Genomic DNA, 22,294 nt, shown 5'->3' on the forward strand with positions numbered 1-22,294 from the left:
TCGCATCCGTTCCGTGTTGCCTTCCGGTGCCTACGACGGGTACGCCGCGAGGGTCCAGTTGTCGCGCAGCATGTCGCCGTCGGCCTGGATGTCGCCGTCGACGATGTTGTCGTAGATGTAGTTCTTGCCAGGGGTCTTGTCGATGATCGAGACGAGTCCGGATGCCTGCCCGCGGAACGTGTTACCGCTGACCCGCACGTTCTGGGCGTTGTTCAGCTGCACGGCCGGCTGCGGGTGGCCGTTGACGATGTTGTCGACGATGTTCACCTGGTCGATCGGCCTCTGGGCGCTGACGCCGTTCAGCAGGATCGGCGCCGGACCGCCGGCCTGGTAGCAGTTGAAGTAGTTGCTCGTGAACTGCACCTGACCCTCGAACTTCACGCCGTAAGGGCTCTTCGTCTCCAGCAGCAGGCCGCTGCCGGCGGTGACTCCGAGGTAGTTGTTCGAGATGATCGAGTGGTAGCCGTCGATCATGTGGATGCAGCTGGTCGCGCAGCCGTCGATCATGTTGCCGATCGCCTGCACGGTCTCCCAGCCGTCGAGGTAGATGCCCTCGTTGAAGCTCGACATGCTGTTGGTCATGATGATGATCCCGGCGTCGTAGGTGCGGTTCGCGCCGCGCACCCCGTAGACGCAGTAGCCCAGGTGGTAGAAGACGTTCTGCTGGATCGTCGTGTTGTCGGAGTCGTCGAGCCGGATCGCCGTGCCCTGCCCGGAGTGCGCGCCGAGGAACTGGCATTCGGTCACCATCAGCGAGCGCTGGTTGATGCTGGAGATCGCGGTGCCGTCCGCGCCGAGGAAGAACCGGCATCCGGAGATGAGAGTGTCTTGGAACGGTGAGTGCAGCGCGCTCTCGTCGAGCACGACGACGCTGCCGGTGCCTGCGTACGAGAACGACAGGTCGATGAGCTGCAGCGCGGGCCCCGGATAGACGTTGGCGGTGGATGCCTGCTTCAGGCTGATCCCGGTGGTCACGGCATCTGCGATCACGAGCTCGCTGCTCGACCAGCCGCCGAGACCGACGAGGCGCACAGGACCTGTCGCGTTCAGCGTCGCCGAGATCGGGTACGTTCCCGGCGGCACGACCACGACCACGGAGCCGGACTTCGCGACGGTGTCGAGTGCGGACTGGAACGCCTTGGTGTCGTCGGTCTTGCCGTCGCCCCGTGCACCGAAGTCGCGCACGTTGGCGATGCCCAGGTCTTTCGAGGTCACGTCGCCCGTGCTGTGATCGTCCGGTTCAGCGGCGTTGGCAGCTGTGCCGGTCAGCGCGACCCCGGCCAGCACGGCGGCGCCGCCCAGACCGGCGAGCGCCGCGCGGCGACTCCAGTTCGCATGCGCATCCGCATTCGCTCCTTTCGGAACGGCGGCCCCAGCGCGGGAATCCTTCGGAAGTTCTGTTTCTGAGATGGAACGACGCTCTGCCACCTGAGCCTCCTTGCTCATTGCCGGTTCCGGAATGCACGGCGAAGAGGGCACCCGCAGATCGCTCCCGCGCACGCCGAATCGCCCCGCGTGCGCCGGTTCCGATCGAGCCGCTCCCTTGTGGGATCGCGGTCAGATCACGCTGGCGCACTCCGGAAAACGCTTTCCCGAAATTGAATGGTTTCAATATATAGCGATGCCCCCCGGCGACGTCAAGCCCTGCTTGGCAACAAGTCCCCCTTCAGGGGCAGACACGTGGACAAACCCGCCGATCAGCGGCCTATTCCGTGAATCGATCCAGCGGGGGTCTCGATAGACGCGCGGGTCGCGAACGGCGCCCCGCATCCTCGGGCGGCCTCTTGCGGCCGGCATCCGTCACTCCGCAGCAGCGCTTAGGGTCGAAGCGTGAGCATCGTCGTCAGCGTTCCCGGATCCGCCCTGCTGAACACCTACGAGGCACTGCCCGGGCCCTCGCCACAGGGCGTCGAGTTCGTGCAATGGGACCTGAAGTCACCGCCGCCGCGCGACCACTTCGACATCGTCGTGCCTCCGTACATGGGCGGCATCGCGGTTCTCGCAGCACTCGAGGGCGTACGTGCCGAGCTCGTGCAGAGCCAGTCGATCGGATACGACGGCGTCGCCTCCGTACTGCCCGCCGGCTTCGTGTTCGCGAACGCTGCCAGCGTGCACGAGACGTCCACCGCCGAGCTCGCACTCGCCCTCATGCTCGCCGCGCAGCGTGGCATCCCAGACTTCGTGCGCGCCGCCGAACGCGGTGAGTGGGCACCCGAACGCCTGGCGAGCCTCGCCGACCGCCGCGTGCTCATCGTGGGCTACGGCGGAGTGGGCAAGGCCGTCGAGGCACGACTGGCCGGGTTCGAGGTCGAGATCACGCGCGTTGCATCGCGCGCCCGCGACGAGGGCGATCTGCACATCCACGGCATCGATGAGCTTCCCGCGCTGTTGCCAGCCGCGGACATCGTCGTGATCGGAACCCCGCTGACGGATGCCACCCGCCACCTCGTCGACGACGCGTTCCTCTCCGCACTCCCCGACGGCGCCCTCGTCGTGAACGTCGCGCGCGGCGCCGTTGCCGACACGGATGCCGTACTCAAGCACGCGACGGCGGGCCGGCTGCGATTCGCGCTCGACGTGACCGATCCGGAGCCGCTGCCGCACGGGCATCCGCTGTTCGCGCAGCCGAACGTGCTGATCTCGCCGCACGTCGGCGGCGCCTCGAGCGCGATGCTGCCGCGCATGGCCCGGTTGCTGCGTCGTCAGATCGAGCGGATGCTCGCAGGCGAGCCGCCCCTGAACGTCGTGCTCCGCACGTAGGGGCGCCGAGCGCCGCTATGCTGCCGCCGCGTCCTCGCCAGAGGATGCCTCGCTCAGCGCCGCGAGTTCATCGCCGGTCAGCTGCAGGCTGACGGACTCGAGCAGAGCAGTCAGCTGGTCGACGGCGCGCGCACTGGCGATCGGCGCGACGACCGTCGGCTGCTCGCGCAGCCAGGCGAGCGCAACAGCCGCGACGGATGCGCCGTGCGCGGCCGCGACGTCATCGAGCGTGTCGAGCACGCGGCGTCCCCGATCGTCGAGGTACTTCACCGCGCCGGCAGCGCGAGGGCTGTCGACGTCCACCCCGTCGCGGTACTTGCCGGTGAGAAAGCCACTCGCCAGGGCGTAGTACGGAACCACGCCGAGCCCGAAGCGCTCCGCTCGCTCGCGCAGTGCGTTCTCGAAGTCGCGCTCGACCAGGTTGTAGTGCGGCTGCAGCGCGACCGCCCGGTGCAGGCCGTCACGCTCGGTGACGTCGAACCACTCGTCGATCCGCTCCGGTGTGTAGTTCGAGATTCCGATGGCGCGCACCTTGCCGGCATCCACCAGTTCGGAGAGCGCGCCCACCGTGTCGGCCAACGGGATCGCCGGGTCGTCGAAGTGCGCGTAGTACAGGTCGAGGTGGTCGACCTGCAGACGGCCGAGCGAGGCATCCGCAGCGGCCTTGATGTTGCTCGGAGCGAGCCCCTTGAAGTCCGGATGCGTGCTCACCTTCGTCGCGATCACGAACGAGTCGCGGTCGGAACGGCGGGCCAGCCAGCGACCGATCGTGCGCTCGCTCTCGCCGCCGTGGTTGCCTGCCACCCAGTGCGAGTAGCCGTCGGCGGTGTCGATGAAGTTGCCTCCGGCATCCGCGTACGCATCCAGCACCGCGAAGGACTGGTCGTCATCGGCGGTCCAGCCGAAGACGTTGCCGCCGAGCGAGAGCGGGTAGACGTCGAGGTCGGATGAGCCGATGCGGGTGCGCGGTGCAGACATGGATTCTCCTTCGTGGGGTTCGATGGTTCTCTACGATGCAACGCGGGTCGCGTGGTTGCATTCCGCGACGTCACGTGCCGTCATGCACGGGATTGTGTGGTCGGACCACAGTGCTACTCTTCTGTGGTCAGACCACAGGAGGTGTCCATGGCGGAGTTGCGCGAGCCGGATGCCGCCATGGCGGAAGCTGCGCCACCCGCGTCACGTGCGTGGAGGCTCGCCCTCGAGCACATCGAGTCCAGGCTCCTCAGCGGAGAGTTGCAGCCGGGCGATCACCTTCCCCCGGAGCGGCAGCTCGCCGCGGATGTCGGCGTCGCGCGCTCGTCGGTGCGCGAGGCGATCCGGGTGCTCGAGGTGCTCGGGCTCGTGCGCACGGCGACCGGAAGCGGACCGAACGCCGGCGCGATCATCGTCGCATCGCCGGACGGCGGCATGAGCGCGGTCATGCGCCTGCACGTCGCAGCACAGGGATTCCCGGTGGCTGACGTGGTCGAAGCGCGGCTCGTGGTCGAGCCGGCGATCGCGGCGCATCTCGCGCGGGCGCAGGCACGGGCGAGTGCCTGGTTCCGGCAGGATCAACCCGCGGAAGAAGAGGCTCAACCCCCTGCGGTGAACCTGACACGGGCATCCGCTCTCCTGGACGCCATGGATGTGCCCGACCTCGAGCCCGCGGAGTTCCTCGCACTCGACGCGAGATTCCACGTGGCCTTGGCCGAGGCATCCGGTAACACGGTGCTGAGCGCCACCATGGCGGGGCTCCGCGACTCCATCGAGGGCTACGTGCTGCAGGCCGTGCCCAACCTGCCGTCGTGGTGGGCGACGTCGGCGAGGCTGCGTGCGGAGCACCGGGGCATCGTGCAGGCGATCCGCGACGGGGACGCGACGGATGCCGCCCGCCGCGTGCACGCCCACGTCGCCGGCTATTACGCAGAGTCCCGCATCACCCACGACAGAGTTCCCGTCGAGAAGTTGGAAAGTGCGAAGACGCGATGATGCTCGACGCATTTCTTGACGTCCCGATGACGTAGACGTCCCGCCACGAGATCGAAGGAGACACACATGGTGCAACGACAGCTGCCGCAGGTGCGCGAACTCGCCGCCCTCATGCAGTTCAAGAAACCGCAACTGAACGCGAAGAAGCGGCGGCTCGACTCGGCGCTGACGATTCAGGATCTGCGCCGCATCGCGCAACGGCGCACCCCGAAGGCGGCGTTCGACTACACCGACGGTTCCGCCGAGGGCGAGATCAGCCTGTCGAGGGCACGGCAGGCGTTCGAGGATGTGGAGTTCCACCCGGGCATCCTGCGCCCGGCGGTGGATGTCGACACCACCTGCCAGATTCTCGGTGGCCCGTCCGCTTTGCCGTTCGGCATCGCCCCCACCGGATTCACGCGCCTGATGCAGACCGAGGGGGAGATCGCGGGAGCATCGGCCGCCGGCGCTGCGGGCATCCCATTCACGCTCTCGACGCTGGGAACCACCTCGATCGAGGACGTCAAGGCGGCGAACCGAACCGGACGCAACTGGTTCCAGCTGTACGTGATGCGCGACCGCGAGATCTCCTACGGGCTGGCACGTCGAGCAGCGGCCGCCGGCTTCGACACGCTCATGTTCACCGTCGACACGCCGATCGCCGGGGCCCGGCTGCGCGACAAGCGCAACGGGTTCTCCATTCCACCCGCCCTGACGCTGCGCACGATCGTGAACGCGATTCCGCGCCCGTGGTGGTGGATCGACTTCCTCACGACGCCGCCTCTGGAGTTCGCGTCGCTCTCGTCCACGGGCGGCACGGTCGGTGATCTCCTCGACGCCGCGATGGATCCGACGATCAGCTACGACGATCTCGCCACGATCCGCGGAATATGGCCGGGGAAGATCGTGATCAAGGGCGTGCAGAACGTGGAGGACTCGAAGCGCCTGATCGACCTCGGCGTCGACGGCATCGTGCTCTCCAACCACGGCGGACGCCAGCTCGACCGGGCGCCTGTACCGTTCTGGCTGCTGCCGGATGTCGTGCGCGAGGTCGGCAAGGATGCCACCGTCATGGTCGACACCGGAATCATGAACGGTGCCGACATCGTGGCATCCGTCGCGCTCGGCGCGAAGTTCACGCTGATCGGCCGCGCGTATCTGTACGGGCTGATGGCCGGCGGACGCGAGGGAGTCGACAAGACCATCGACATCCTCCGCACGCAGCTCGTGCGCACCATGCGCCTGCTCGGTGTCTCGAGTCTCGAGGAGCTGAACCCGTCGCACGTCACGCAGCTGACCCGGCTCATGCCGGTGCACCGTGACGCTGCCCTGGCCGCCGAAGCCGCACCCGTGCGTCCACGCGCCACGTCATCGCGGTCCCGCCCTACGTCTGCATCGAAGGCGGCGGCAGGCACGAAGAAGTAGCGTCCAAGCCGCGGTAGCCGTCGGCGGGTGCCGAACCCTAAGCCGCGAGCCGGTCAGGACGCAGCGCCGTACGGCGCGGCGGTCGACCGTAGGGCGAGAGCGTCAGCACGGTGGCGGGTATGCCGAATCCGCTCGCGTTCGCCACCGCGGCGGCCTCGACCGCCGACGTCTCGGGATCGATTCGCGGGTCGGCCACTGCGGCGAGCGCCGCCGCGAGGTCGTCGAGCGCGGCGATCTCGTCCCGAGACAATTCGGCCGTGCCGAGGTTCGGATCGGTGAAACGCTCGAGAAAGCTCCAGGCGTCCCAGAGCAGCGGCTCGCGCCCGTTCACCGCCGAGAGATCCATCACGAGGTTGTGCGCGAGGTAGGGCAACGATCGCAGGAAGACGATCGGGTTCGACGGATCGACGACGAATCGCTTCGGATCGATGGCGCCCGTGCGGGCGGCGTGCCAGGCATCCGCTCCCACCAGGAAACGGTCGCGTGGAACGTCGAGCAGGTCCAGCGGCGACCCTGTCTCCTGGTCGGGGAAGCCCTCTGGCAGCTGCGGTTCGACGAGCGCCCAGCGCCCGGCTGCGGAATCCCACACCTCTGCGATCACGTGGTCGAGCCACCAGCCCCGCATCAGGTAGCCGCCGAACCCGATGCGCATCCGGCTCGGGATCTGAGCCTCCCGCGCGAGCGCAACGAAGAGGAGAGTGAAGTCGCGGCAGCATCCGAGCACGCGCTCGAGGTCGCCGCGCTGGTCGGTGATGGATCCGGGCAGCAGCTCACGTGCACGACCGAGGATGGCGTCCGCGTAGCGCAGGTCGATCTCGTCGAGGCGTTCCGGCTCGAAGCCCAGGTCCGTTGGATCGCCCGACGCCCGGTAGTGGAAGATCAGCGTGCTGGCGAGGCGACGGATGCCGGCGACGGTACGCGGGGCATCCGCCAGCCAGTCACGCAGCGGGCCGGGGTCGGAACAGACGCTGTGAGTCACGTAGGCGGCGTTCGTGTGGGTGGCGTAGTCGGTCATCGGTGGTCCTTCGGTCGAGGAGCGGATACCACCGTTCTGCCGCCTGACACCGTGTGAGGGTCAAGCAGCATCTTTGACCCCTGTCAGTGCCTTCAGGACTATCGGCTCTGCAGCAGCGGCCCCCAGACGGCGCGGGCTCCGGCGTCGCCGATGAGCACGATGTCGATCGCCGATCCGACCGCGACGACGACGGCGGCGATGCCGATCAGAATGCGGATGCCCACGAGAGCCGTGCCCGTCATCCGACCCTCGAGCATCCGTTCACCGAACCTTGTCCACAGCCACTCGATGAGCGCGACGACGAACAGCGGGATGACCCACCCGAGCAGGGTATTGCCGAGGTCGGCGTGCTTCTGGATGGCCGGCGTGACGCCCGTGGCGGCCTCGAGCGCCTCACCGGCGTTCACCGTGATCGGCGTGAGCACGAGAACCACGAGGGCGGCGAGCGGCGTGACGACCCCGAGCCGGCGGGCAGCAGCCGGCCACAGCGCGTGCAGCAGAACGGCGAGCGCGGTCAGCGGTGTCAGCACCACGATCACGTGCACCAGCAGGATGTGCAGCGGCAGGCCCAGGAACGTGTACGAGTCCATAGCCGTGCAACGTAGTTCACGCTCCGATGGATGAGCTTGGCGCCGGAGCGTTGAACCTAACGTGGTCGCACCTCGTGTCTCCTGTGACCCGCCTCGCGCCGGCGCACGCGCGGCGGAGAATGTACACGGAGGCGACATGAGCGCGGATGACGCGGCACTGCTTCGTGCTCTGCACGACGAGCACGCGCCCGCGCTCTGGAGGTACGTGGTCTCGCTCACCGGCGACACCGCACAGGCTGACGACATCGTGCAGGAGACGCTGCTGCGCGCCTGGCGCAAGCCGAGCGTGCTTGACCAGAGCGAAGCATCCGCTCGGGCCTGGCTGTTCACTGTGGCGCGCAACCTCGTGATCGACGGCGTGCGCAGCGCGCGGCACACGCACGAGGTGACGACTGACGTGCTCCCGGATGCCCCGGCACCCGACGACACGGACGCCCGGCTCGACGCATGGCTGATCGCGGACGCGCTCACGTCGTTGTCTCAGGAGCATCGCGCCGTCATCGTGCACGCCTACTACGGCGGGCGCTCCACGGCGGAGATCGCGCGAGAGCTGAGCATTCCGGAAGGAACCGTGAAGTCGCGCATGCACTACGGGCTCCGTGCGCTGCGGCTGGCCCTGCAGGAGAAGGGGGTGACCCGATGAACGACCACGAGACGCCGGACCGCGAGCCTCACCGCGACCACGAACGCTTCGCGGAGTGGGATGCCGCCTACCTGCTCGGTGCGCTCTCCCCCGTGGATCGACGTGCGTACGAAGAGCACCTCGCAAGCTGCCAGGTCTGCTCGTCGGCTCTTCGCGAGCTTGCCGGAGTGCCCGGGCTGCTCGGTGCACTTCCGCGCGACGAAGCCCTTGCCCTGCTGCCGGCGCCGTCGACGGATGCCGATGGAGCGGCCCCGGCACCGGACCTCGCCCCGCCCGACCTCGTGCCGGCGCTCCTGCACCGCGTGCGGCACCGCAGGCGGGTGCGGCGCTGGTCGCTGGCGGGTGCGATCGTCGCCGCCGCCGCGGTTGCAGCCGCGATCGCGCTCGTCGTGCCCACGGTGGTGAGCGCGCCGCCTGCTGCATCCGTCGCGACGAGCCTGCATCAGGTGGGGAGCGCATCCTCCAGCCCTCTGACGGCTCGGGTGACGCTCACCTCGAAGAAGTGGGGCACGTCGATCGGCATGGTCTGCGCGTGGAAGGCGGACTCGAGCTGGGCTCCCTACCCCGGTGGAACGTCGCGCTGGGACTACGGGCTCTGGGTCGTCGCGCGCGATGGCACGACCGACCGGGTCGCTACGTGGTCCGCCGGTCCCGGCGACGTCGTGCGCACGACCGACTCGACCGCGATCCCGGTGAGGAACATCGAGCGCATCGAGTTACGTGCCCTCGACACAGGAACCGTGCTGCTGGAGGCTCCGCTGCATGCGGGGCCGACGCATCCGGCGACCTGAGTCACCGATCAGAACAACGTGCGAAGCGTGACGAGCATGCGCTGCTCGTCTTCCAGCTGGCCGCCCTCGTGGCCGTTGTACGGCCAGACGACGATCTCCTTGGATGCCCCGGTGTAGGCGTTGAACGCTCCGAACACGGTCGAGGGCGGGCAGGTGGCATCCATCAGCGCGGTCGAGAACCAGGCGGGAGCCTTAGCGCGCTTCGCGAAGTTGACGCCGTCGAAGTAGCCGAGCACGGAGTGCACCGCGGCGACCCGGTCGCGGTGCACCGCGAGGTAGTGGCCGATCTCCTTGTACGGCATGTTGTCGGTGATCACGGATGCCCGCGGAAAGTCGCACAGGAACGGCACGCGCGGGAACGCGGCCGCCACATCGGGCACGAGCCCGGCGACCGCGAGCGTGATGCCGCCGCCCTGGCTGGTACCCGCGACGACGACCCGGTCGGAATCGACGATCTGCAGCGAGCGGGCCGCCTCGACGGCACGCACGGCATCCGTGAACAGGCGACGGTAATAGTACGTGTACGGGCTCTCGATGCCGCGCGTCATCACGCCGGGAACCGACGGACCGCTGCCGTCCGGGTCGAACGTGTCACCGAGACCCCAGCTGGATCCCTGACCGCGGGTGTCCATGAAGAAGTGGGCGAATCCGGCGGATGCCCACAGCAGGTTCTCCAGTGCGTGCCCGCGCCCGCCGCCGTAGCCCTGGTACTGCACGATCGTTGGCAGCGGTGCTGCTGCTCCAGCCGGCACACGCAGCCATGCCTTGATCGGCTGCCCGTGGAATCCGTTGAATGTCACGTCGTAGAGGTCGATCGAGGTGAGCCCGGTGTCGACGGGGGTCAGTACGACGTCGAGCGGAAACGAGCGGGCGTCGTCGAGCGTTTCGGTCCAGAACGCGTCGAAGTCGTCGGGCTCGCGCTGTTCGCTGGCGTACGTGCGGAGTTCGTGCTCGGGGAGATCGGTGAACATCGCACCAGGATATTGGGCTGCGCCCGCCCGTCAGCTACGACCCATGCCGCGGTAGCGCCAACCGGCGGCGATCCACACGTCGCGGTCGAGCACGTTGCGGCCGTCGATCACGATCGGCTGCGCCACGAGGTCACGCGTGGCGGCCGGATCGAGCCCGGTGTACTCGGGCCACTCCGTGACGAGGATGACGAGGTCGGCGCCGCGCAGGGCGTCCGTCGTGTCTTCCGCGTAGTCGAGCTGCGGGTGCCTCGCGCGCGCGTTCGCCACCCCCCTCGGGTCGGTCGCGACCACGTTCGCACCCAGCCCTTTGAGCGCAACGGCGACATCGAGAGCCGGGGAATCGCGCACATCGTCGGAGTGCGGCTTGAACGTGACGCCGAGCACCGCGACCTTGCGTCCGACGACCGATCCGCCCAGCTCGCCCGTTGCGAGGTCGGCCACGCGCTGGCGCCTGCGAAGGTTGATCGCGTCGACCTCCTTGAGGAACGCCAGCGACTCGCTGCGCCCCAGCTCGTCTGCACGAGCCGAGAACGCGCGGATGTCTTTGGGCAGGCATCCGCCGCCGAATCCGACGCCCGCGTTCAAGAACTTGCGGCCGATCCGGTTGTCGTAGCCGAGGGCGTCAGCCAGCTGCGTCACATCCGCTCCGGTCGCCTCGGCGATCTCGGACATGGCGTTGATGAACGAGATCTTCGTGGCGAGGTAGGCGTTCGCGGCGACCTTCACAAGCTCGGCCGTCGCGAAGTCGGTGACCATGCGCGGCGTTCCGCGCTTGAGCGCGTGCGCGTACACCTCGTCGAGCACCGCGACGGATATCTCATCCCCCGCCTCCACGCCGTACACCAGCCGGTCGGGCTCCACGGTGTCGCGCACGGCGTAGCCCTCGCGCAGGAACTCGGGGTTCCACAGCAGCCGCGCGCCCGTCGGCCGGATGCGCTCAGCGAGCCGCGCCGAGGTGCCGACCGGTACCGTGCTCTTGCCGACGACGACGTGACCGGGCGCCAGGTGCGGGAGCAGCGCATCCACGGCGGCGTCTACATAGCGCATGTCGGCCGCGTTGCCCTCCCGCGCCTGAGGCGTGCCGACCGCGACGAAGTGCACGGTCGCTTCGGATGCCGCGCTCGTGTCGGTCGTGAACCGCAGCCGGCCCGAGGCGATCGACTCCGTCAGCAGATCGGACAGGTCCGGCTCGAAGAACGGCGGCTGCCCGACGGAGAGGCCCGCGATCTTCGCCTCGTCGATGTCGATGCCCACCACGTCGTGGCCCAGTTGGGCCATCGCCGCCGCATGCACGGCACCCAGGTAGCCGCATCCGGTCACCGAGATTCTCATGGACTCGAACGTACCGTGCCCTCATCGGTGGATGCCCTCGCCTGGTGACCGGTCCCCATCGGCTCCATCGCCGTGCGCGGTTATCATTCGTCGCATGGCTGCAGAGATTCCGGCGGGTTGGTACCCGAATCCGTGGAACGACGCGGAGGAGCTCTACTGGTCAGGCGCGGAGTGGACCGGCATCTCGCGAGCAGCCCACCGTGTCGCTCCCCAGCAGGGGATGCCGGTGACATCCGACGTCGAGGACTCCACGATCATGCGGCCGGTCGGCACTGAGCTCTCATACGCGCCGCCATCCGCTCCGCAGCAAGGCCCGAACACCTTCGGCCCGCCTGCCTACGCTCCCCCGGCGACCCCGCCCGTGTACTCGGACGCGCAGTACGCGGCCCCCTATGCATCGCCCTACGCAGCGCAAGCCCCGATCGCCGCGACCGCGCCGATCCCCGACGCGCCGCACGCAGACGCTGCCGACGCTGCGAGCATACGCTGGGCATTGAGCATGGGCGCACCGCCGCAGCCGGCGGTGAACCCCCGGGCGAAGTTCGGCCTGATTGCGATGATCGTCGGAATCGTCGCCGCCGTGTTCGCGGTTGTCCCCGGCCTCAGCTTCGCCGCGTGGATTCCGGCATTCGTCGCGATCGGGCTCGGCATCGTCGGCTATCTCGGTGGCCGGCCGCGAGCATCCGCGCTGACCGGGATCATCACCGGTGGTTCGGCCCTTGCCGCGGGCACCGCCGTCTCGATCTGGTTCCTGGTGCAGCTCGGCGTTCTCGGCGGCTGATCTCTCAGCGCACGCCGCGCATCAGCCGTCTCAGCCATGGCGAGATCAGCCCGAGCACCACGCCGATGGCGATCGCGATGGCTCCGAGCAGGCCGAAGTAGACGCCCTCCGTCTTCGGCGAGTAGAGCTCGGCGAGCTGTCCGCTGAGCGCCGTGCCGAGTGCCACGGAGAGGAAGAACAGCGCCACCATCTGAGCATGGAACCGTGCCGGGGCGAGCTTCGTCGACACGGACAGTCCAACCGGGGAGAGCAGCAGCTCCGCGACGGTGAACACGAAGAGGATGCCCACCATCGCCAGGAGCGGTGTGCTGTTCTTGCCGCCTCCGGCGAAAGGCAGGAAGAGCAGGAACGCGACGCCCATCACGACCGTGCCGCCCGCGAACTTCAGCGGCGTGGACGGCTGGCGCTCCCCGAGCCTCGTCCAGATCGCCGCGAAGACACCGCTCAAAATGATGATGAAGATCGGGTTGATGGACTGCACCCACGAGATCGGGAACGTCCAGCCGAAGAGGTCGCGGTTCAGGCGATTGTCGGAGTAGAAGGTGAGCACCGTGAACTGCTGCTGGTACAGCGACCAGAAGGCGGCGCTGGCGATGAAGAGCGGGATGAACGCGTAGACGCGGTGACGCTCGACATCCGTCAACCTGCTCGAAAGGATGACCACGAAGTAGCCGATGGCCGCCGCGAGCGTGACCACGATGACGACGATCGACAGGTTGGTGGCCTGGATGACGCCCACCAGCGTGAGCAGAACGATGACGATGACGCCGGCGATGGCGATGCAGACCCAGAGCACGAACTTCGACCGGGGCAGCGGATTGGAGACCTTGCGTGCTTCGTCCGGCAGTCGCCTGCGTCCGAACGAGTACTGCACGAGTCCGATCGCCATTCCGAGGGCGGCGAGCCCGAACCCGTAGTGGAAGCCGATCGTCGACTGCAGCAACCCGGTGAGCAACGGACCGAAGAACGCACCCAGGTTGATGCCCAGATAGAAGATCGAGAAACCGGCATCCCGTCGCGGATCGTGCTCGCCGTACAGCGTTCCGACCACGGTCGTCGCATTCGCCTTCAACCCGCCGGAGCCCACCGCGATGAGGATGAGGCCCACCCCGAGTCCGACGTACCCGGGCAGGATCGCGAGCGAGAGGTGGCCGCACATGATGACGATCGCGCTGTAGAACAGCACGCGCTCCGAGCCGAGCAGTCGGTCCGCGACCCACGCGCCGATGATCGTCGAGAGGTACACCGCTCCGCCGTACGCGCCGACGATGCCGGCGGCGACCGGCTTGGGCATGGCGAGGCCGCCGTCGGCGACGGAGAAGTAGAGGTAGAGCAGCAGGATGCCCTGCATCCCGTAGAACGAGAACCGCTCCCACATCTCCACCCCGAAGATGTTGGCGAGCGATCTCGGCTGCCCGAAAAAGGTCTTCCCGTGTTCGTTCCGCGTCGTGTCGGTCGGCGCCCCCGCGTCCGCACTCATGCCCTCAGGCTATGCCCCTGTGTTCGGCGCCCCGGCCGGACCGCGGCGCCGCACCATCACCCGATCGGCCGTGTGGGCACCCCGAACTTGGTCAGCCGGCCGAATTCGCCTGCGCGATCAGCGCGTCGATCGTGTCGTCAGTCAGACCGATACCCGGAAAACGGCCGATGCGACGCAGCGGCATCGAGCCCATCATCGCGATGAGCTCCTCGTTCTGGAACATGCCGGCTGCCGCGGGGTTCTGCGCGGCAGCCTGCTGCATGAGTCCGGCGAGCACCTGCTGTCCGCCGGGATGCTTCATCCACTCCGCCAGGGACGACTGCCGGTCGAGCGGCACCACCGGCTCGTTCACGCGCAGCTCGACACTGCCCTGCTCGCGGATGTCGCGCGAGCTCGCACCGACCAGGATCTGCGCCGGTCCGCTCTCGACGTACCAACGCCTCAGCACCGGGTGGAAATACGCGAAGTCGCGATACCCGAGCGTGAACGAGACCTCCCGGCTCTCGCCCGGCTCGAGCGGAACCGCGTGGAATCCCCGCAACTCGTTCAGCGGCCGGCGCACCTGCTCGCTCGGGGCCGACACGTACAACTGCACGACCTCGCGCCCGGCAACCGAACCGGTGTTGGTCACGGTGACGGAGACGTGCACGGCGAGGCCGGCATCCGCCCCCTCGACGCTCATGGAGAGCCCGGAGTACTCGAACGAGGTGTAGGAGAGGCCGTGCCCGAACGGGTAGCTGACAGGCAGCTCACGGGCGTCGTACCAGCGGTAGCCGACGAAGACGCCGTCGCCGTAGCCGAGGTGCCCGTCGCGGCCGGGGAAGTCGAGGAACGCCGAGTTGTCTTCGAGCTTCTCCGGAATCGTCTCGGTGAGCCGACCAGAGGGGTTCGCGACGCCGAACAGGATGTCTGCGATCGCGCCGCCGCCCGCCTGCCCGAGCAGCCACCCCTCGAGCACGGCACGAGCGCCGCCCTGCCAGTTCGAGACGCGCACCGCCGAGCCGTTCGAGAGCACGACCACGACGTTCGGGTTCGCCTGAGCCACGGCGGCGAGCAAGGCGACCTGGTCGGCCGGGAGGTCGATGTTCTTCCGGTCGTAGCCCTCCGACTCGGCGACCGAAGGCAGTCCGAGGAACACGACGGCGACCTCGGCGGACGATGCCACGGCGACCGCTTCGCGCACGAGCTCGCCGGCATCCCCGCTCCCGTCGAGCGTGAAACCGGGCGCGAACGGCACGTCGGAGCCCGCGATGCGACGGATCTCGGTGAGCGCGTCGTCGAGACGCGTCGGCTCGATCTGCGAGCTGCCTGCGCCCTGGTACCTCGGGTTGCGCGCGAACTCGCCGATCACCGCGATCGAGGCGTCGGAAGAGAGCGGCAGGATGCCTCCGTCGTTCTTCAGCAGCACGACCGCGCGCGAAGCCGCCTCCCGTGCGAGCGCGTGGTGCGCTTCGACCAGGCCGTCGGGCACGGCGAGGGTGCTGCCGGCATCCGCCTTGAGCTGCGCGTGGTCGAACACGAGCTTCAGCACGTTGCGGACGGCGGTGTCGAGGGATGCCTCGTCCAGCGATCCGCCGCGCACCGCTGCCACGATCGCCGCGGGACCCGCCTCCGACTCCGGCATCTCGAGGTCGAGACCGGCCGCCACGGAGGCGTCCCGATCGTTCACCGCGCCCCAGTCGGAGACGACCACGCCGTCGAATCCCCACTCGTTCCGGAGCACCTCGGTGAGCAGCCAGCGGTCCTCGGTGGCGTACACGCCGTTGAGCTTGTTGTAGGCGGCCATGACCGTGGCGGGCGAGGCATCCTTCACGGCGCGTTCGAACCCGGCGAGGTAGATTTCGCGCGCGGTGCGCTCGTCCATGTCTGCGCTCACGCGGAAGCGATCGGTCTCCTGGCTGTTCGCCGCGTAGTGCTTGAGGGATGTTCCGACCCCCTTGGACTGGATGCCGCGGATCAGCGCCGCACCCAGCGAACCCGCGATCAGCGGATCCTCCGAGAAGTACTCGAAGTTGCGCCCGCACAGCGGCGACCGCTTGATGTTGATGCCGGGACCGAGCAGCACCTGCACGTCGAGCGCGTTCGACTCCTCGCCGAGCGCCTCGCCGACCCGCTCGATGAGTTCGGCGTCCCACGTCGATCCCAGCCCGACCGCGGGCGGGAAGCACGTGGCGGGGTAGCTGCCGCCGATGCCGTTCTCCTGCTCCGGCGGTTGCCGCCGCACGCCGTGCGGACCGTCGCTGAGCGTGATCGAAGGAATGTCCAGCCGCTCGATTGCCCGGGTATGCCAGAACCCGTCGCCGGTGACGAGCGCTGCCTTCTCTTCGAGGGTGAGCTGGGAGATCAGGGCATCGACGTCGTTGGCCATGGCATCCATTCTGCGCGCTCTCGGCGGTCGGGCCGCTCCGGGTGAATTCGGTGTCGGATGCCCGGTACGGTCGATCGCGTGGTCCACCACCTCACGCGCGACGAGGCGCGCCGCATCGCGGTGCGTGCGCAGCTGCTCGATGCTCAGCGGCCCGGCGACGTCGTGGAGGTGGCCGAGCAGCTCGGGGCGATCAAGATCGATCCGACCGCGACGATCGCGCCAGCGCAGCACACCATCCTGTGGTCGCGGATCGGCTGGTCGTACGAGTCCGCCCAGCTCACGAAGGCCGTCGAGATGGACCGAGTGCTGTTCGAGTTCGACGGGAGCTTCCGGCCGATCAGCCTTCTGCCGGCGATGCTGCCTTCGATGCGCACGTGGCCGCGCCGCGAGAGCAGCAGGCAGTGGCTCGAGGCGAACACGAAGTTCCGGGCGGATGTGCTCGCCCGGCTGCGCGCGGAGGGTCCTCTCCTGGCCGGCGACATCCCCGACACCGCCGCCGTCACGCGGGACACCGACAGCGGGTGGTACGGCCCGAACCAGGTGCCGCACATGCTCGACTTCCTCGCGCGGCAGGGCGAGGTCGCGATCGTCGGCAGGCAGGGGCGGCACCGCATCTGGGATCTCGCCGAACGTGTCTATCCGCAGAATCTGCCCGAATACGACGTCGAGCAGGCGGCGCGGATGCTCGACGTACGCCGCCTGCAGGCCGCCGGCATCGCGAAGCAGAAGTCGCCGTGGACTCCCGTCGGTGAGGCAGGCGAGCCGGCCACGATCGAGGGGCTGCGGAGCAAGTGGCGGGTGGACCCCGAGGCACTGGCGACGCTGAACGACGACGCCGACGGCCGGGTCGCGTTTCTCAGCCCGTACGACGGAATGCTCTTCGACCGGCCACGGCTGCGCGACATCTTCGACTTCGACTACGTGCTCGAGCAGTTCAAGCCGAGGTCGCAGCGCAAGTACGGATTCTTCGCGCACCCGATCCTGATCGGCGACGTCTTCATGGGCATGCTCGACGCCGAGGTCGACCGCGAGCACGAGGTGCTGCGGGTGAACGCGGTGCACGAGCTGATCCCGTTCGAGCCCGAGGAGGACGAGATGGTGCGTGCCGAGATCTCAGACCTCGGCGAGTGGCTGGGCGTGCGCGTCGCGGAGTTTTGACTACTCGCGCAGCGCCGCCTCGAATTCGTCCATCGCCCAGTCCAGGTCGACCGGCTCGACGACGATCGGCGGGGCGAAGCGGATCGTCGCACCGTGCGTGTCCTTGACGAGGATGCCGCGGCGCAGCATCCGCTCCGCCAGCTCGCGTCCGGTGCCGATCGCAGGGTCGACGTCGACGCCTGCCCAGAGCCCTGCGCCACGCACCGCGGTGACGCCGTGCCCTACGAGGGCGTCGAGTCGGTTCCGCATGCGCTCCCCCAGCTCCCGGGCTCGGCGCTGCGGGTCGCCGGTGGCGAGCATCCGGATCACCTCGAGCCCGATCGCGCAGGCCAACGGGTTTCCGCCGAAGGTCGAGCCGTGCTCGCCGGGGCGGAGGACGCCAAGCACGTCCCGGTCGGCGACGACGGCGGACAGCGGCATGATGCCGCCGCCGAGCGCCTTGCCCAGCAGGTAGACGTCGGGCACGACGCCCCACAGCGAGCTCGCGAACGTCTCGCCGACGCGTCCGAGACCGGACTGCACCTCGTCGGCGACCAGGAGCACACGGTTCTCGGTGCAGATGCGTCGCAACTCCGGCAGGAAGTCGTCGGGCGGCACGATCACGCCCGCCTCGCCCTGGATCGGCTCGACGAGAACCGCGACCGTGTTCGCGTCGATCGCGGCAGCCACCGCCGCCGCATCGCCGTAGGGCACCGAACGAAAACCGGGAGTGAACGGACCGAAGCCGTTGCGGGCATCCGGATCGTCGCTGAATCCCACGATGGTGGTCGTGCGCCCGTGGAAGTTGCCGCGGAAGACGACGATGTTCGCCGCATCCGGAACGACGCCCTTCACGCGGTAGCCCCAGGCTCGTGCGACCTTGATGCCGGTCTCGACCGCCTCGGCTCCGGTGTTCATCGGCAGCACGAGGTCTTTGCCGGCGAGCGCGGCGAGTTCGGTAACGAACGGCCCGAGCAGGTCGTGATGGAAGGCGCGGCTGGTCAGCGTAATGCGGTCGAGTTGCTCCTTCGCGGCCGCGACGAGCCGCGGGTTCGTGTGGCCGAAGTTCACGGCGGAGTACGCGGCGAGGCAGTCCAGGTAGCGGTTGCCGTCGACATCCGTCACCCAGGCCCCATTGCCGGAGGCGATCACCACCGGAAGCGGCGCGTAGTTATGCGCGGCGTGCTGGTCTTCGAGGCGCAGAGCTTCGGCGCCTATCGACGAAGTTCCAGGGTGCAGCACTTCACGCCACCTCCTCCTCGGAGAAGCTCGGACAGGTCGACGCCGATCGGGTTGTAGCCGCGCTCGCGCAGCTGCTTCTCGAAGCCGACCGCGCGCTGGGCGATCACCACGTTGTAGCCGTCCGAGATGGAGTTGAGACCGAGGATGCCCGCATCTTCCTCGCTCACGATGATCGCGTCGGGGTAGAGCTGCTCGAGCTTGCGGCGGCTCGGCTCGTCGAACGCGGCCGGCACGTAGGCGATGTTGGCGTTCTCGTCGTCCTTCAGCGGGTCGAGCACCGAGATCGCCGTGTCGAGGTGATAGAAACGCGGGTCGACGAGGTTCAGCGTGACGACCTCGCGGCCGAACACCTCGTGCAGCTCGAGGTGGCTCTCGACGCTGCTGCGGAAGCCGGTGCCCGCGAGGATGCGCGTGCCCACCAGCAGGATGTCGCCCTCGCCCTCGTTCACCTGCTTCGGCTCCACGACGCGGAATCCGTGCTGCCCGAACCAGTCCATGAACGCCGGTCCCTCAGGCGCCCGCTGCGGATACGTGAACAGCGCCCCGTACGCGATGCCGTCGATGATGAATCCGCCGTTGGCCGTGTAGACCATGTCGGGAAGGCCGGGGATCGGGTCGATCAGGTGCACCTCGTGGCCGAGGCGGATGAAGGTCTCGTAGAGGGTCGTCCATTGGTCGAGCGCGTTCTGCGTGTCGGTCGGCTCCTGAGGATGCATCCACGGGTTGATGCGGTAGCTCACCGTGAAATGCTCCGGACGGCACATCAGGTAGGTACGGTGGGACGGCACCAGGTGCGTCGGCGCCTCCGGTCGCGTCGCGGTTCCGGATGCCCGTTCCTGCGATCCGCTTCGAAGGCGTGCGTCGGTGGAGTCGATGGCCGTCATGCTTTCCAGTCTCGCACCGGGATATTGCGGGTGTGTCCCATCGACTGCATGATCCGTGCGCAAATCCTGGCTGAGACGCAACAGATCCGCATAGAATTGCGGCGTGGACAACCTCGATCGAAACATCATCGACCTGCTGCGGGAGAACTCGCGCGCTTCGTACGGCGACATCGGCTCGCGTGTCGGGCTGTCCGCATCAGCGGTCAAGCGCCGGATCGACCGACTGGTCGTCGACGGCGTCATCCGCGGATTCACGATCAACGTCGATCCCACCATCGACGGCATGAGCACCGAGGCCTACGTCGAACTGTTCTGCCGCGGGACGGTCTCGCCGAGCGAGCTGCAGCGCATCCTCTCCGCGGTGCCCGAAGTCGCGGAGGCGTGCACGGTGTCGGGGAGCGCTGACGCGATCCTGCGCATCCGGTCCCGCGACATCCCGAGTCTGGAGGCAGCGCTCGAGCGGGTGCGGGTGGCCCCCAGCGTCGACCACACGCGAAGCGCGATCGTGCTCTCGCGCCTGGTGCACCGCGAGATCGAGTGACGAGGGTCATCTGAGCACGCACATAGCGATTGCTCTCGACGCGCACAGCGGATTCTGTGAGCATGATCGGGTGGACGAATCGACTGCGCGCCTCCTCGTCGTGGAGGACGACCCCGATATGGCGAGGCTGCTGCGACGCGGCCTGATCGCGGAGGGCTACGACGTGCTCTCCGTCGACAACGGCGTTGATGCGCTCATCACCCTGCGCGACAACGCGGTCGACGCGCTCGCGGTCGACGTGATGCTGCCCGGCATGAGCGGTTTCGAGCTGTGCCGCAGGGTGCGGGAGTCCGGCCGCACCATGCCCATCCTTCTGCTCACCGCTCGGGATGCCGTCGAGGACCGCGTCTTCGGTCTCGACTCCGGCGCCGACGACTACCTCACCAAGCCGTTCGCGTTCGCCGAGCTCGCGGCTCGGTTGCGCGCGCTGCTGCGACGGGATGCCTCGACCAAGCCCACGCTGCGCGTGGGCAACCTCACCATCGACTCGCTGGAGCACAAGGCATCCGTCGCCGGAAAGCAAGTGGCGTTCAGCCCGCGTGAGTTCTCGGTCGTGCGGCTGCTGGCGATGCACGCGGGCGAGATGGTGACGCGCAACGACATCCTGGACGACATCTGGGGAGGTCACGAGCACATCGACCAGAACGTGCTCGACCAGTACGTGTCGTACGTGCGCCGCAAGTTGGATGCCGCCGAGACGGGCATCCGCATCGCCACGGTCCGTGGGCTGGGCTACCGGCTCGAGGCGGTCGAGACTTCCGCGAGCCCGGCGCCGGGGAACAACTCGGGACACGGCGCCGCGACCGGCCAGGGAGCGAATGGCCAGCGGAGCGCGCCGGCGGAGCAGGACCCTGCACCAGAGCACGGTGAGCCGGCCGAGCCGAAGCGGTGAACTGGATCCGCGTCTTCGCCGGTCGCCTCTCGATCACGGCCCGCATCGCGGTGGGCAGCTTCGTGGTCGCGGTGCTGATCGGTGTGGTCGCGGTGATCGGCATCAGGGCGGGCGTGAGCGTCATTCTCGACAACGCCACCGTCACGCTGCTGGAGCACGACGCTGAGCCGTTCGCCCAGCAGGTGGCGAAGAATCCGCGAGACATCGAGACGATTCCCGGCGAGGGACAGTACGTGGCGATCGTCTCGCCGTCCGGGCAGGTGAAGATGTCGAGCCTTCCCAAGTCTCTGCGGCCGTTCGGGCACGCGCCGCTGACGGGCGAGGAGACCATCTCTCGCGTGAGCACGTCGGTACGCGACTACATCGTGCGCACGGCGCCGGTGCTGCGCACCGACGGCGTCTGGCACATCGTCACCGCACGCAGTGAGGACGCGAACGAGCTCGTACTGGGCAGGCTGAGCGCGGCGCTCATCGTGGGCGCGGCCGCGCTGGTGGCCTGCTTCACCGTCGCGTCGTTCATCCTGGCGCGTGCGGCGTTGCGTCCGGTGAACGCGATGCGCCGGCAGGCCGACGAGCTCGCCCGGCGGCAATCGGCCGGCACGACTCAGGAGCGCGAGGTCAGCGCGCGCGAGCTGCTCGAGGTTCCGCCGGTGCGCGACGAGCTCGCCGCACTCGCCGTCACGCTCAACGGTCTCATCGAGGCGTTGCGGGCATCCGCCGACCGGGAGAAGCAGCTCGTGTCGGATGCCAGCCACGAGCTCCGCACACCGCTGGCGGTGCTGCGCGGCGAACTCGAGCTCGCCGAGCTCGACGCGGGCGACGCGGATGCCCTGCTCGCAGACATCCGTCAGTCCCACCAGACCGTGCTGCGGCTCTCGAACCTCGCCACGAACCTGCTCGAGCTCTCGCGCATCGACGCTCACGGGCAGCGCGGCGAGACCAACTGGTTCGACCTCGAAGACGAGCTGGCGGCCGCAATCGATCGCAGCCGGCAGGCGGCAGCCATGCAGGGCGTCGACTGCGTGATCGACTTCGAGGTCGTGGCGGACGCGCCTGCCGTCGGCACCGTTGCACTCTCGAGCCAGGAGTTCGGCCGCATCGTCGACAACCTCATCGGCAACTCGATCAAGGCGCTCGCCACCGAGCACGCCGAGCACACCGAGCACGTCGGCGACGCAGGGCACGGCGACGACGACGACGCGGACGCGGGCACGGAAGACGCCGGCACCGTGACGGCGCGGCTGACGCACGATGAGGCATCCGTCTGTCTCTCGATCGTCGACGACGGGCCGGGCATGCCCCCGGACTTCGTGCCGATCGCGCTCGACCGGTTCACTCGCGTCGACTCAGCGCGCAACACCACGACCGGCAGCGGGCTGGGGCTCGCGATCGTCGCCGCGCTGGTGGATGCGGCGCACGGCAGCATCCGCTTGGCCTCGCTGCCGCGCGAGGGTCTCACGGTCGAGATCGTGCTGCCCCTGGGGCAGTGAGG

At 68.4% G+C, this 22,294-nt stretch carries 20 protein-coding genes; 10 read left to right on the plus strand and 10 right to left on the minus strand.

Annotated elements, in window-relative coordinates; genetic code table 11:
* Window positions 1–30 precede the first annotated feature (30 nt).
* Window positions 31–1,428 (minus strand): right-handed parallel beta-helix repeat-containing protein, encoded by a 1,398-nt coding sequence (locus ACYVI5_RS16685; RefSeq protein WP_460581219.1) that lies wholly within the window; start codon window positions 1,426–1,428, stop codon window positions 31–33.
* Window positions 1,429–1,830: 402 nt separating this feature from the next.
* On the opposite strand from ACYVI5_RS16685, the gene ACYVI5_RS16690 reads away from it, so the two are divergent.
* Window positions 1,831–2,760, plus strand: coding sequence for a 2-hydroxyacid dehydrogenase (locus tag ACYVI5_RS16690; protein ID WP_460581220.1), 930 nt, complete (start codon window positions 1,831–1,833; stop codon window positions 2,758–2,760).
* Window positions 2,761–2,775: 15 nt separating this feature from the next.
* Here ACYVI5_RS16690 and ACYVI5_RS16695 read toward each other — a convergent pair whose 3' ends face one another.
* Window positions 2,776–3,738 (minus strand): aldo-keto reductase family protein, encoded by a 963-nt coding sequence (locus ACYVI5_RS16695; protein WP_460581221.1) that lies wholly within the window; start codon window positions 3,736–3,738, stop codon window positions 2,776–2,778.
* A 147-nt stretch (window positions 3,739–3,885) separates the two neighbouring features.
* Between ACYVI5_RS16695 and ACYVI5_RS16700 the strand changes: the two genes are divergently transcribed.
* The gene (locus ACYVI5_RS16700; protein WP_460581222.1) at window positions 3,886–4,731 is read left to right on the plus strand and encodes a FadR/GntR family transcriptional regulator; all 846 of its coding nucleotides are present in this window, start codon (window positions 3,886–3,888) and stop codon (window positions 4,729–4,731) included.
* A gap of 66 nt (window positions 4,732–4,797) precedes the next feature.
* Window positions 4,798–6,135, plus strand: a complete 1,338-nt coding sequence (locus ACYVI5_RS16705) for an alpha-hydroxy acid oxidase (RefSeq protein WP_460535125.1) — start codon at window positions 4,798–4,800, stop codon at window positions 6,133–6,135.
* Between the two features lie 37 nt (window positions 6,136–6,172).
* Here the strand turns inward: ACYVI5_RS16705 and ACYVI5_RS16710 are convergent, their stop codons facing one another.
* Together ACYVI5_RS16710 and ACYVI5_RS16715 are read right to left on the minus strand one after the other, a co-directional pair.
* Complete coding sequence (locus tag ACYVI5_RS16710) at window positions 6,173–7,150, minus strand: transglutaminase-like domain-containing protein (RefSeq protein WP_460581223.1); 978 nt, start codon at window positions 7,148–7,150, stop codon at window positions 6,173–6,175.
* Between the two features lie 98 nt (window positions 7,151–7,248).
* A complete protein-coding gene (locus ACYVI5_RS16715; RefSeq protein ID WP_460581224.1) occupies window positions 7,249–7,740 on the minus strand; it encodes a hypothetical protein in 492 nt (163 codons plus the stop codon).
* A 136-nt stretch (window positions 7,741–7,876) separates the two neighbouring features.
* On the opposite strand from ACYVI5_RS16715, the gene ACYVI5_RS16720 reads away from it, so the two are divergent.
* Both ACYVI5_RS16720 and ACYVI5_RS16725 read left to right on the plus strand, forming a co-directional pair.
* Complete coding sequence (locus ACYVI5_RS16720) at window positions 7,877–8,383, plus strand: sigma-70 family RNA polymerase sigma factor (RefSeq protein WP_460535131.1); 507 nt, start codon at window positions 7,877–7,879, stop codon at window positions 8,381–8,383.
* Window positions 8,380–9,174: an anti-sigma factor family protein gene (locus tag ACYVI5_RS16725; protein WP_460581225.1), complete on the plus strand. Its 795-nt coding sequence runs from the start codon at window positions 8,380–8,382 to the stop codon at window positions 9,172–9,174. The genes ACYVI5_RS16720 and ACYVI5_RS16725 overlap by 4 nt, the downstream gene beginning before the upstream one ends.
* Window positions 9,175–9,182: 8 nt before the next feature.
* Here ACYVI5_RS16725 and ACYVI5_RS16730 read toward each other — a convergent pair whose 3' ends face one another.
* Entirely contained in the window at window positions 9,183–10,145 is a 963-nt protein-coding gene (locus tag ACYVI5_RS16730; RefSeq protein ID WP_460581226.1) for an acetylxylan esterase, read from the minus strand.
* A 30-nt stretch (window positions 10,146–10,175) separates the two neighbouring features.
* Complete coding sequence (locus ACYVI5_RS16735) at window positions 10,176–11,477, minus strand: UDP-glucose dehydrogenase family protein (RefSeq protein ID WP_460581227.1); 1,302 nt, start codon at window positions 11,475–11,477, stop codon at window positions 10,176–10,178.
* A 94-nt stretch (window positions 11,478–11,571) separates the two neighbouring features.
* Between ACYVI5_RS16735 and ACYVI5_RS16740 the strand changes: the two genes are divergently transcribed.
* Window positions 11,572–12,258 carry a hypothetical protein gene (locus tag ACYVI5_RS16740; protein WP_460581228.1) on the plus strand — a complete coding sequence of 229 codons (687 nt, stop codon included), beginning with the start codon at window positions 11,572–11,574 and terminating at the stop codon, window positions 12,256–12,258.
* A 4-nt stretch (window positions 12,259–12,262) separates the two neighbouring features.
* Here the strand turns inward: ACYVI5_RS16740 and ACYVI5_RS16745 are convergent, their stop codons facing one another.
* Both ACYVI5_RS16745 and ACYVI5_RS16750 read right to left on the minus strand, forming a co-directional pair.
* Window positions 12,263–13,738 (minus strand): peptide MFS transporter, encoded by a 1,476-nt coding sequence (locus ACYVI5_RS16745; protein WP_460581229.1) that lies wholly within the window; start codon window positions 13,736–13,738, stop codon window positions 12,263–12,265.
* 91 nt (window positions 13,739–13,829) lie between these two features.
* Window positions 13,830–16,106 (minus strand): glycoside hydrolase family 3 C-terminal domain-containing protein, encoded by a 2,277-nt coding sequence (locus ACYVI5_RS16750; protein WP_460581230.1) that lies wholly within the window; start codon window positions 16,104–16,106, stop codon window positions 13,830–13,832.
* Between the two features lie 78 nt (window positions 16,107–16,184).
* On the opposite strand from ACYVI5_RS16750, the gene ACYVI5_RS16755 reads away from it, so the two are divergent.
* Window positions 16,185–17,264, plus strand: a complete 1,080-nt coding sequence (locus ACYVI5_RS16755) for a DNA glycosylase AlkZ-like family protein (RefSeq protein WP_460581231.1) — start codon at window positions 16,185–16,187, stop codon at window positions 17,262–17,264.
* Here the strand turns inward: ACYVI5_RS16755 and rocD are convergent, their stop codons facing one another.
* Together rocD and ddaH are read right to left on the minus strand one after the other, a co-directional pair.
* Window positions 17,265–18,485, minus strand: a complete 1,221-nt coding sequence (rocD, locus tag ACYVI5_RS16760; protein WP_460581232.1) for a PLP-dependent aminotransferase family protein — start codon at window positions 18,483–18,485, stop codon at window positions 17,265–17,267.
* Window positions 18,458–19,249: a dimethylargininase gene (gene ddaH, locus ACYVI5_RS16765; RefSeq protein ID WP_460581292.1), complete on the minus strand. Its 792-nt coding sequence runs from the start codon at window positions 19,247–19,249 to the stop codon at window positions 18,458–18,460. Before ddaH ends, rocD begins: the two co-directional genes overlap by 28 nt.
* A gap of 223 nt (window positions 19,250–19,472) precedes the next feature.
* On the opposite strand from ddaH, the gene ACYVI5_RS16770 reads away from it, so the two are divergent.
* The 3 genes from ACYVI5_RS16770 to ACYVI5_RS16780 all read left to right on the plus strand — a co-directional run bounded on the left by ACYVI5_RS16770 (window position 19,473) and on the right by ACYVI5_RS16780 (window position 22,292).
* On the plus strand, window positions 19,473–19,910 hold the full coding sequence (locus tag ACYVI5_RS16770) for an Lrp/AsnC family transcriptional regulator (protein WP_440292784.1): 438 nt from the start codon (window positions 19,473–19,475) through the stop codon (window positions 19,908–19,910).
* A gap of 70 nt (window positions 19,911–19,980) precedes the next feature.
* Window positions 19,981–20,802: a response regulator transcription factor gene (locus ACYVI5_RS16775; protein ID WP_460581233.1), complete on the plus strand. Its 822-nt coding sequence runs from the start codon at window positions 19,981–19,983 to the stop codon at window positions 20,800–20,802.
* On the plus strand, window positions 20,799–22,292 hold the full coding sequence (locus ACYVI5_RS16780) for a sensor histidine kinase (protein WP_460581234.1): 1,494 nt from the start codon (window positions 20,799–20,801) through the stop codon (window positions 22,290–22,292). The genes ACYVI5_RS16775 and ACYVI5_RS16780 overlap by 4 nt, the downstream gene beginning before the upstream one ends.
* The last annotated feature ends 2 nt before the right edge of the window (window positions 22,293–22,294 follow it).

Source organism: Humibacter ginsengisoli (assembly GCF_054780095.1).